This is a genomic window from Streptomyces cyaneofuscatus (genome assembly GCF_033109485.1).
GTDB classification, from domain to species: domain Bacteria; phylum Actinomycetota; class Actinomycetes; order Streptomycetales; family Streptomycetaceae; genus Streptomyces; species Streptomyces cyaneofuscatus.
In genome coordinates this window covers 6,685,650-6,695,000 of record NZ_CP137002.1, presented here as the reverse complement: position 1 = coordinate 6,695,000, position 9,351 = coordinate 6,685,650, and the positions used below count along the sequence as shown (strand labels likewise).

12 protein-coding genes (1 of these 12 cut by a window edge) are annotated in these 9,351 nt (G+C 70.6%); 4 read left to right on the top strand and 8 right to left on the bottom strand.

What is annotated here, in order from left to right:
* Positions 1–331, bottom strand: the 5' portion of a protein-coding gene (locus tag R2B67_RS29540; RefSeq protein ID WP_317822288.1) for a DNA-3-methyladenine glycosylase. 314 nt of this gene lie to the left of the window's left edge; the window shows 331 of its 645 coding nt (coding positions 1–331); its start codon is at positions 329–331; the stop codon falls past the left edge of the window.
* Positions 332–418: 87 nt separating this feature from the next.
* Between R2B67_RS29540 and R2B67_RS29535 the strand changes: the two genes are divergently transcribed.
* The 3 genes from R2B67_RS29535 to R2B67_RS29525 all read left to right on the top strand — a co-directional run bounded on the left by R2B67_RS29535 (position 419) and on the right by R2B67_RS29525 (position 2,473).
* Positions 419–1,201, top strand: a complete 783-nt coding sequence (locus tag R2B67_RS29535; protein WP_018512274.1) for a sporulation protein — start codon at positions 419–421, stop codon at positions 1,199–1,201.
* 84 nt (positions 1,202–1,285) lie between these two features.
* Positions 1,286–1,822 carry a YbhB/YbcL family Raf kinase inhibitor-like protein gene (locus tag R2B67_RS29530; protein WP_317822285.1) on the top strand — a complete coding sequence of 179 codons (537 nt, stop codon included), beginning with the start codon at positions 1,286–1,288 and terminating at the stop codon, positions 1,820–1,822.
* Between the two features lie 138 nt (positions 1,823–1,960).
* Positions 1,961–2,473 (top strand): HNH endonuclease, encoded by a 513-nt coding sequence (locus R2B67_RS29525; protein WP_030568234.1) that lies wholly within the window; start codon positions 1,961–1,963, stop codon positions 2,471–2,473.
* Between the two features lie 85 nt (positions 2,474–2,558).
* Here the strand turns inward: R2B67_RS29525 and R2B67_RS29520 are convergent, their stop codons facing one another.
* The 4 genes from R2B67_RS29520 to R2B67_RS29505 form a co-directional block, all read right to left on the bottom strand.
* Positions 2,559–3,326 carry a sulfite exporter TauE/SafE family protein gene (locus R2B67_RS29520; RefSeq protein WP_018512271.1) on the bottom strand — a complete coding sequence of 256 codons (768 nt, stop codon included), beginning with the start codon at positions 3,324–3,326 and terminating at the stop codon, positions 2,559–2,561.
* Between the two features lie 84 nt (positions 3,327–3,410).
* The gene (locus tag R2B67_RS29515) at positions 3,411–4,439 is read right to left on the bottom strand and encodes an SPFH domain-containing protein (protein ID WP_317822282.1); all 1,029 of its coding nucleotides are present in this window, start codon (positions 4,437–4,439) and stop codon (positions 3,411–3,413) included.
* 99 nt (positions 4,440–4,538) lie between these two features.
* The gene (locus tag R2B67_RS29510; protein WP_018512269.1) at positions 4,539–4,970 is read right to left on the bottom strand and encodes an NfeD family protein; all 432 of its coding nucleotides are present in this window, start codon (positions 4,968–4,970) and stop codon (positions 4,539–4,541) included.
* Positions 4,971–5,088: 118 nt separating this feature from the next.
* Complete coding sequence (locus R2B67_RS29505) at positions 5,089–5,886, bottom strand: ABC transporter ATP-binding protein (RefSeq protein WP_317822280.1); 798 nt, start codon at positions 5,884–5,886, stop codon at positions 5,089–5,091.
* Positions 5,887–6,056: 170 nt separating this feature from the next.
* On the opposite strand from R2B67_RS29505, the gene R2B67_RS29500 reads away from it, so the two are divergent.
* Positions 6,057–6,848 carry an Rv1486c family protein gene (locus R2B67_RS29500; RefSeq protein ID WP_026241522.1) on the top strand — a complete coding sequence of 264 codons (792 nt, stop codon included), beginning with the start codon at positions 6,057–6,059 and terminating at the stop codon, positions 6,846–6,848.
* A 279-nt stretch (positions 6,849–7,127) separates the two neighbouring features.
* Here the strand turns inward: R2B67_RS29500 and R2B67_RS29495 are convergent, their stop codons facing one another.
* From R2B67_RS29495 to R2B67_RS29485, 3 genes are all read right to left on the bottom strand, one after another.
* The gene (locus R2B67_RS29495; RefSeq protein WP_317822278.1) at positions 7,128–7,379 is read right to left on the bottom strand and encodes a chaplin family protein; all 252 of its coding nucleotides are present in this window, start codon (positions 7,377–7,379) and stop codon (positions 7,128–7,130) included.
* A 112-nt stretch (positions 7,380–7,491) separates the two neighbouring features.
* The gene (locus tag R2B67_RS29490; RefSeq protein ID WP_018512265.1) at positions 7,492–8,136 is read right to left on the bottom strand and encodes a response regulator; all 645 of its coding nucleotides are present in this window, start codon (positions 8,134–8,136) and stop codon (positions 7,492–7,494) included.
* On the bottom strand, positions 8,129–9,274 hold the full coding sequence (locus R2B67_RS29485; RefSeq protein WP_317822277.1) for a GAF domain-containing sensor histidine kinase: 1,146 nt from the start codon (positions 9,272–9,274) through the stop codon (positions 8,129–8,131). Before R2B67_RS29485 ends, R2B67_RS29490 begins: the two co-directional genes overlap by 8 nt.
* Positions 9,275–9,351: the final 77 nt, after the last annotated feature.

Sequence of the window (9,351 nt, the reverse complement as noted above, 5' to 3'; positions counted from 1 at the left end):
CGATCTCGCCGGCCCGGAGCAGGACCCCGCTCGCATGGCCTTCGGGGCCGCAGACCAGGTTGAGGCAGTGCCACATCCCGTACGTGAAGTAGACGTACGTATGACCGGGCGGGCCGAACATCACGCTGTTGCGGGCCGTGCGGCCCCGGAAGGCGTGCGAGCCGGGGTCGGCCTCGCCGGCGTACGCCTCCACCTCGGTGAGACGTACCTCGATCGTGCCCTCGTCGCTGTGGCGGACGAGCGTGCGGCCCAGCAGGTCGGGGGCGACGTCCAGGACGGATCGGTCGAAGAAGTCGCGCGTCAGCGGTGTGCGGTCGGAGCCCTTGGTCATGCCGTCCGAGGGTACTGGGGAGGTGAGCGCGGGAACCGGCTACGGTCATGGCGCGTATCTAGGGGTCAGGACCAAGAAGGAGTGAACATGGGCTTCAAGCGGCTGCTCGCGAGTCTGGGTGCCGGTGGTGCCTCGGTGGAGACCGAGCTCACCGAGGTGAACGTCGTCCCCGGTGGGGTCGTGCAGGGGGAGGTGCGGATCCAGGGCGGGTCCGTGGCTCAGCAGATCGAGGGGCTCTCCGTCGGCCTGCAGGCGCGGGTCGAGGTCGAGAGCGGTGACCAGGAGACCAAGCAGAACATCGAGTTCGCCAAGGTGCGGCTCGGCGGCGCCTTCGAGGTGCAGGCGGGGGCGGTGCACGTGGTGCCGTTCGGCCTGGAGATCCCCTGGGAGACGCCGGTCACGATGTTCGCCGGTCAGCACCTGCGCGGCATGGACATCGGGGTGACCACCGAGCTGGAGATCGCCCGGGCGCTGGACTCCGGTGACCTGGACCCGATCAATGTGCACCCGCTGCCGGCGCAGCAGGCCATTCTGGACGCCTTCGGGCAGCTCGGCTTCCGTTTCCGCAGCGCGGACATGGAGCGCGGCCACATCCGCGGGTCGCGTCAGCGGCTGCCGTTCTACCAGGAGATCGAGTTCGTCCCGCCGTCGCAGTACCGCGGGCTCCACCAGGTCGAGCTGACGTTCGTCGCGGACGACCGCGAGATGGACGTGATCCTGGAGATGGACAAGAAGCCGGGGCTGTTCAGCGAGGGCAGCGACTCCTACCGCGCGTTCAAGGTGGGTCTGCACGACTTCCAGCAGACCGACTGGGCGGCCTACCTCAACCAGTGGCTGGCCCAGGTCGGCGGACAGCGCAACTGGCTCTAGGGCTCTAGGGTCGGATGGGGTAGATCCGCCAGGTGGGGAAACCCTCTGAAGACGAGCCGACGCCGATCAGGAGAGGTACGAGACGTGACCGAGCCGAAGAGGGCCCCGCTGCCGCACGACTTCCATCCGGAGGTCCACGCGTTCACCGTGACGAGCAAGGATCTCGCGCCCGGTGCGGTGCTGGCCGACGCTCAGGTGCTTGCGTCCGGGAACACATCGCCGCACCTGCGGTGGGAGGGTTTCCCGGCGGATGCCAAGAGTTTCGCCGTGACGTGCTTCGACCCGGACGCCCCGACGGGGAGCGGGTTCTGGCACTGGGTGGTCTTCGACATCCCGGTCTCCGTGACCGAGCTGCCGGCCGGCGCGGGCAGCGGTGCGTTCGAGGGGCTGCCCGAGGGGGCCGTCCAGGCCCGTAACGACTACGGGGCGAAGGAGTTCGGCGGGGCCGCGCCGCCCGCCGGGGAGAACCACCGCTATGTGTTCACCGTGTACGCGGTGGACACCGAGAAGCTCGGGATCGACAGCGACTCCTCGCCCGCGGTGGTCGGGTTCAACCTGCGGTTCCACACGCTGGGGCGTGCTCAGCTGATCGGTGAGTACGAGGCTCCCGCCGCCGATTAGTTCGCCTGTTGTTTGCCCTGCTCTGGTCTTGGAGAGATCAGAGCAGGGCATTTTTTATTGCGTTGTCCATCGCGGCCTGCCCAGCCAGAGTTGATCCGGGCCTGCCAGGGGGCGGGCGGCACACGGGAGGTGGGCAGGATGCGTGACACGCTGGTTCTCAACGCGAGCTTCGAGCCGCTGTCGACAGTGACGCTCAACCGTGCGGTGGTCCTGATCCTGACGGACAAGGCCGTCGTCGAGCAGTCGCATCCCGAGCTCCGTATGCGTGGTGCCGCCGTGGACATTCCGGCGCCCCGGGTGATCAGGCTCTGCCGGTACGTACGGGTGCCGTTCCGAAGACAGGCCCCGTGGTCCAGAAGGGGTGTGCTCATACGGGACCAGCACCGGTGCGCCTACTGCGGGCGGCGGGCGTCCACCGTCGACCACGTCGTACCGCGGGCCCAGGGCGGTCAGGACACCTGGCTGAACACGGTGGCGTCCTGTGCCGAGGACAACCACCGCAAGGCGGCCCGGACGCCCGAGCAGGCGGGGATGCCGTTGCTGAAACAGCCGTTCGTCCCCTCCCCCGCCGAGGCGATGCTGCTGGCGATGGGGGCCGGTGACCGGGCGGAGCTGCCGCAGTGGCTGGAGCGGGGTGCGGCGGCCGCGTAGAGCCATGTAGATCCATGACGTAGATGACGTACGGCTGATGCTGTGTGCGTGGGCCCGTCCCTGTGAGGGGGCGGGCCCACGTGTGTCAGCGGAGCAGCAGCTGGACGATGGCCGCGGAGCCGACGACGACGATCAGGGCGCGCAGGAGGGCGGGGCTGAGGCGGCGGCCGACCTTGGCGCCTATCTGGCCGCCGATGGCCGAGCCGACGGCGATCAGGACGACCGCCGTCCAGTCGAAGTCAGCGACGAAGAGGAAGAACAGCGCGGCGATGGTGTTGACCACGGCGGCCAGGACGTTCTTGACGGCGTTGAGGCGCTGGAGGGTGTCGTCGACCAGCATCCCCATCAGGGAGAGGTAGATGATCCCCTGGGCGGCGGTGAAGTAGCCCCCGTAGACGCTGGCGAGCGTGAGGCCGGTGAACAGGAGCGGGCCGCCGTCGGGGCGGGCCGGGGTGCCGGTGCGTTCGCGGCGGCGCTGGACGGCTTTGCTGATGCGTGGTTGCAGGACCACCAGGACGAGGGCCAGGGCGACCAGGACCGGGACGATCGTCTCGAACGCCGTGGAGGGCAGCGCGAGGAGGAGCGTGGCGCCGGTGAGGCCGCCGATGGCGGCTCCGACGGAGAGTTTCAGGATGCGGCGGCGCTGGCCGGCCAGCTCCTTGCGGTAGCCGATGGCGCCGCTGATGGAGCCGGGGATCAGCCCGAGTGCGTTGGAGACGGTGGCGGTCACCGGCGGGAGGCCGGTGGCCAGCAGGACGGGGAAGGTGATCAGGGTGCCTGAGCCGACGATCGTGTTGATCGTGCCCGCACCGACTCCCGCCGCGAAGACGGCGAGTATTTCCCAGATGGACAAGGCCATCTCCTTCGATGGTCAGTGATGCCTCCCCGCCATGAAGGTCGAGGGGCCTCACTGATCATGCACGAAGGTGGTGGCGCGTCAGTAGACCGGGGGTTCTTCGCGGCGTTCGACGGCGGCGCCACGGGGGTTGACCACGCCGGCACCTCCTCCGTTGCCGCCGGTGCCGCCGTTACCCCCGTTGCTTCCGTCGGCGCTGTTGCCGCCGGTGCCGCCGGTGTTGAAGCCGGGGGTGCCGCCGCCGAGGTTGCCGAAGGCTCCGCTGAGGCCCTTGAGGGCGTCGCCGATCTCGCTGGGCACGATCCAGAGCTTGTTGGCATCGCCCTCGGCGATCTTCGGGAGCATCTGGAGGTACTGGTACGAGAGCAGCTTCTGGTCCGGGTCCCCCGCGTGGATGGCCTCGAAGACCGTGCGGACGGCCTGGGCCTCACCCTCGGCCCGGAGGGCCGCTGCCTTCGACTCACCCTCGGCGCGCAGGATCGCGGACTGCTTCTCACCTTCGGCGGTGAGGATCTGGGACTGCCGGATGCCTTCGGCGGTGAGGATCGCGGCGCGCTTGTCACGGTCGGCGCGCATCTGCTTCTCCATCGAGTCCTGGATGGAGGTGGGCGGTTCGATGGCCTTGAGCTCGACGCGGTTGACGCGGATGCCCCACTTGCCGGTCGCCTCGTCGAGGACGCCGCGCAGCGCCGCGTTGATCTCCTCGCGGGAGGTGAGGGTGCGCTCCAGGTCCATGCCGCCGATGATGTTGCGGAGGGTGGTGACGGTGAGCTGCTCGATCGCCTGGATGTAGCTGGCGACCTCGTAGGTCGCGGCGCGGGCATCGGTCACCTGGTAGTAGATGACGGTGTCGATGTTGACGACCAGGTTGTCCTGGGTGATCACCGGCTGCGGCGGGAAGGGCACGACCTGTTCACGGAGGTCGATCCGGTTGCGGATCGAGTCGATGAACGGGACGACGATGTTCAGGCCCGCGTTCAGGGTGCGCGTGTAGCGGCCGAAGCGCTCCACGATGGCGGCGCTGGCCTGCGGGATGACCTGGATCGTCTTGATCAGGGCGATGAAGACGAGCACCACCAGAATGATCAGGACGATGATGATCGGTTGCATCGTGTCTCTCGTGCCCTTCGGTTGCCGACGGATCTCATGATGATCGACATGATCGACTTCGAGTCTCGCAGAACTGCGCCCGGCTCGTGCGCGGTTCGCTCACATGACGACGGCCGTCGCTCCGTCGATGTCCACGACATCGACCTGCCGGCCGGGCTCGAAGACCTGGTCCTCGTCGAGCGAGCGCGCCGACCAGACCTCACCGGCGAGCTTGATGCGGCCGCCGCCGTCGGCGCTCACCCGTTCCAGGACGACCGCCTGACGGCCCTTCAGGGCGTCGATACCGCTGGCGTGCCCCGTCTGTCCGGCCCGGTGTCTGGCGGCGATCGGGCGGACGACGACGAGCAGCGCCACCGACACCCCGACGAAGACCAGCACCTGGGCCACGATGCCGCCGCCGAGCGCGGCGACGACCGATGCGGCCAGCGCCCCGACGGCGAACATTCCCAATTCAGGCATCGCGGTCAGGACGAGGGGGATGCCCAGCCCCGCCGCGACGATCAGCCACCACACCCATGCGTCGATGTCCACATGGTCATCGTAGGACTGTCGGTGCGTCACCGACAGGGCGCAGGGGTGGTCAACTGCGCTGATTACCCGGCGGATTGCGCCATACCGGCCGCCGGGCCGGCTGCGGGCGGGCGTTCGGTCAGGAGAGCGGCAGGCCGTGGGCGGTGTAGCGGTCGCCGGTGTGCTCGACGATCAGCGGCAGGCCGAAGCAGAGCGAGAGGTTACGGGAGCTGAGCTCGGTCTCCATGGGTCCGGCCGCGAGGATCTTGCCCTGGCGGATCATCAGGACGTGGGTGAAGCCGGGCGCGATCTCCTCGACATGGTGGGTGACCATGATCATGGAGGGGGCGTACGGGTCGCGGGCGAGGCGGCCGAGGCGGCGGACCAGGTCCTCGCGGCCGCCGAGGTCGAGTCCGGCGGCGGGCTCGTCGAGGAGCAGCAGCTCGGGGTCGGTCATCATCGCGCGGGCGATCAGCGTGCGCTTGCGCTCTCCTTCGGAGAGCGTGCCGAACTTGCGGTCCAGGTACTCGGTCATGCCGAGGCGGTCCAGGAAGGCGCGGGCGCGCTCCTCGTCGACGGCCTCGTAGTTCTCGTGCCAGGTGGCGGTCATGCCGTAGGCGGCGGTGAGCACGGTCTGCAGCACCGTCTGCTTCTTGGGCAGCTTGTCGGCCATCGCCACGCCCGCCATGCCGATCCGGGGGCGGAGCTCGAAGACGTCGGTGCCGACGCCGCCCAGCTGCTCGCCGAGGACGGTGGCCGTTCCCTTGCTCGGGAAGAGGTAGCTGGACGCGAGGTTGAGGAGCGTCGTCTTGCCGGCGCCGTTGGGGCCCAGGATGACCCAGCGCTCCCCCTCCTTGACCGACCAGGAGACGTCGTCCACCAGAGCGCGTCCGTCGCGGACCACGGATACGTCCACCAGCTCCAGTACATCGCTCATGAGCGCGTTGTCTCCCCATGCAGTCTCGTCGAGATCGTCGCGTGCCTGTGGGCACGGTCCCAGGAGAAAACCTACGCCACCGCGCGAGTGGTCCGGCCGTGAGGTCCGGTCCCGGTCCGTCTCCGGTCAGTTCTCTGTTCGTTCCCGGGGTGTTCTTTAGGCTGTCTCCCATGCTTGTGGAACCACGTTCAGGGTTGTTGGCCGCCTGGGGGAACGCGCTGCTGGCGGGACTTGTCTCGCCGGACGACGCGGCTCTCGCGATTGTCGGGGAGGACGCGGTGCACCGCGTCGAGGGGCTGCCGGGTGAGGCGGGGCCGGTCGGGCTCACGCTGGCGCTCGGGCGGTTGCGGGCGCTGGGGGCGACGGGTTTCCGGGTCGCGCTGCCGGTGCCGGGGCATCCGCTGGGGCTGTCCGGTCCGCCCGACTTCAACGCGCGGGCGCTGGAGGCGGAGGAGGCGGTGATCGCGTACGGGGTGCCGTACGGGCTGGTGCCGGAGGTGACCGAGGCGGGGCCGGAGGGGGATCTGCACGTCGAGGTGGTGTGGCGGGTGCTGCCGGTGCGGGAGGCGCCGCCGGCGGACGTGCCGTCGCTGAGCGAGGCGGAGCGGGAGCTGGCGGAGGCGTTGCGGGATGCGACGGCGGCGCTGGCGCGGCTGGATGTGGCCGGTTCGGGTCCGGTGGCGGAGGCGGCGGTGGACGCGTACCGGGCGCGGGCGGAGGGGGGCCGGGGGCGCGATGTGCTGGCGCCGGGGTATCCGCCGCGGGCGGTGCGGGTGCTGGAGCTGGCGCAGCGGGTGGGGCTGCTGGTCTCGGTGGCGTACGGGTCGGGGCACGGGGGTGCGGTGAGCGCGTCGGAGATCGCGGCTCGGGGGGCGGCGTTGCGGCCGGTGGAGCGGGTGGCTCGGCGGGCGTTGGTGGCGGCCTACAACGCGTATGTGGAGGGCGGGGAGGTTCGGCGCTAGGGCCGCGGGCATCTGTCCTCAAGCGCCGGACGGGCTGGATTTGCCGGGCGGAGGGCTCGCTCGCCTCGGGAGCCCCGGGGTCAGGGTTCCGTCCTCAAGCGCCGGACGGGCTGGGTGGGTGCGGGCGAGCTGGCTGGGATTCGCGGGGCGAGGGGCTCGCTCGCCTCGGGAGCCCCGGGGGCAGGGTTCCGTCCTCAAGCGCCGGACGGGCTGAGTGGGGGCGGACGGGCTGGGTGGGTGCGGGCCGCCCCCGGGGAGGGTGGGGGCGGGCCGGGGGTGTCAGTGGTTCAGGCCGAGGTTGCCGAAGGCCGGGTTGAGCAGGCCGATCACGTTGACCGTGTTGCCGACCACGTTCACCGGGACGTGGACCGGGACCTGGACCAGGTTGCCGCTGGCGACGCCCGGGGAGCCGACGGCCACGCCGTGGGCGTCGGCTCCGCTGTGGCCGGTCGCGGAGGCCGCGCCGGTGCCGGCGGCGATGAGCCCGCCGGCGATCATGGTGACGGCGGCGGCCTTCTTCAGGTTGTTCACTTCAGGATCCTCCTAGAGAGGCTGCGGCAAGCCGCCGCAGCGTGCCCTGGAGAACGCCGTACGGCCCGGGAGGATGCGCCGTTCGGGTGACATCCACCCGACAGTATGAATCTCAGCCCGCAGCGCCGTTGCGGACCGCCCACAGCGCCGCCTGCGTGCGGTCCGCCAGGTCGAGCTTCATCAGGATGTTCGATACATGGGTCTTGACCGTCTTCTCGGAGAGGACGAGGGCGCGGGCGATCTCCCGGTTCGAGCGGCCGTCGGCGATGAGGCCGAGGACCTCGCGCTCGCGTTCGGTCAGGGTGCTCCCCCGGCCCGTACCGCTGCCGGCGTCGTCCTGGGCGAGGAGCGCCCCGGCGACCTCCGGCTGGAGCAGCACGTGTCCGGCGTGGACCGAGCGGATGGCGCCGGCCAGGGCGTCCGGGTCGACGTCCTTGTAGACGTAACCGGAGGCTCCGGCGCGCAGGGCGGGGACCACCGTGCGCTGTTCGGTGAAGCTGGTGACGATGAGGATCCTGGCCGGGTTGTCGAGTTGGCGGAGCCTGCGCAGGGCCTCGATGCCGTCGGTGCCGGGCATCTTGATGTCCATGAGGACGACGTCGGGCCGCAGCTCCTCGGTGCGGGCCACGCCCTCCGCGCCGTCGGACGCCTCGCCGACGACCTCTATGTCCTCCTGGATCTCCAGGAACGTACGCAGTCCACGGCGGACCACCTGGTGGTCGTCGACCAGCAGCACCCTGATGATCTTGTCAGCCACCGGGGACCTCCATCTCGATCGTGGCGCCCTTCCCGGGCTCCGAAACAACGGTGAGTCTGCCGCCGACGCTCTTGGCCCGGTGGCGCATGGAGACGAGCCCGAGGTGCCGGCCCGCCCGCCGGACGGCGGTGGGGTCGAAGCCGGTGCCGTCGTCGGTGACGCGGAGGACGGTCCCGGTGGCGCGCCGGGTCAGGGTGACGTCCACGTGCTCCGCGCCGGAGTGGCGCAGGGCGTTGTGCAGGGCCTCCTGCGCGACCCGGAGCAGCGCCTCCTCCTGGCCGGCGGGCAGGGCGCGTACACCGCTGCTGCCGAAGGTGACCGCGGCCGCGTGGGCCCGGTCCAGGACCTGGATCTGGGTGCGGAGGGTGGCGATCAGGCCGTCCTCGTCGAGCGCGGCGGGGCGCAGCTCCACGACGGCCGCCCGCAGTTCGTCGACCGCTTCGGCGGCGAGGACGGCGACCTGCTGGAGCTCCCCCTTGGCGCGGGCCGGGTCGCGGTCGACGAGGGCGGTGGCGGCCTGGGCGGTGAGCCGGAGCGAGAACAGCTTCTGGCTGACCGCGTCGTGCAGCTCGTGGGCGAGGCGGGAGCGTTCCTCGGCGATGGTCAGCTCGCGGCTGCGCTCGTAGAGGCGGGCGTTGGTGAGGGCGATCGCGGCGTGCTGGGCGAGGATCGAGAGCAGCTCCTCGTCCTCGGCGGTGAAGCCGCAGCCGCCGTCGGGCTTGGGGCACATCTTGTTGGCGAGGAAGAGGGCGCCGATGATCTCGTCGCCGTCCGTGATGGGCAGGCCGAGGAAGTCGGACATGTCGGGGTGCGCGTCGGGCCAGCCCTCGAAGCGGGGGTCCTTGCGGACGTCGGCGAGCCGCTCGGGCTTCGCCTGGTGGAGCATCGCGGCGAGGATGCCGTGCTGCCGGGGCAGCGGGCCGATGGCCTTCCACTGCTCGTCGCTCACGCCGTCGACCACGAACTGGGCGAACCCGCCGTGGTCGTCCGGGACGCCGAGGGCCGCGTACTGGGCGTCGAGCAGTTCGCGGGCGGAGGCCACGATCGTCTTGAGGACGTCTCCTACTTCGAGGTGCCGGCTCATGGCGAGCAGCGCGGCACTCACCGCGGCGAGGGCCGACGGCGGGCGATGACTCATGGGATCACCGTACCGGCGGGGTACGGCGGCCGGATCGGGCCGAGGGCGGCTGCCGGCGGGCGGTGGGCCTAGGCCGG

What these genes read in the sequence shown, in the direction of transcription:
- R2B67_RS29535 (WP_018512274.1), top strand. Translation starts at nt 419, where the DNA reads ATGGGCTTCAAGCGGCTGCTCGCGAGTCTGGGTGCCGGTGGTGCCTCG.
- R2B67_RS29525 (WP_030568234.1), top strand. Translation starts at nt 1,961, where the DNA reads ATGCGTGACACGCTGGTTCTCAACGCGAGCTTCGAGCCGCTGTCGACA.
- R2B67_RS29515 (WP_317822282.1), bottom strand. Translation starts at nt 4,439, where the DNA reads ATGCAACCGATCATCATCGTCCTGATCATTCTGGTGGTGCTCGTCTTC.
- R2B67_RS29505 (WP_317822280.1), bottom strand. Translation starts at nt 5,886, where the DNA reads ATGAGCGATGTACTGGAGCTGGTGGACGTATCCGTGGTCCGCGACGGA.
- R2B67_RS29500 (WP_026241522.1), top strand. Translation starts at nt 6,057, where the DNA reads ATGCTTGTGGAACCACGTTCAGGGTTGTTGGCCGCCTGGGGGAACGCG.
- R2B67_RS29485 (WP_317822277.1), bottom strand. Translation starts at nt 9,274, where the DNA reads ATGAGTCATCGCCCGCCGTCGGCCCTCGCCGCGGTGAGTGCCGCGCTG.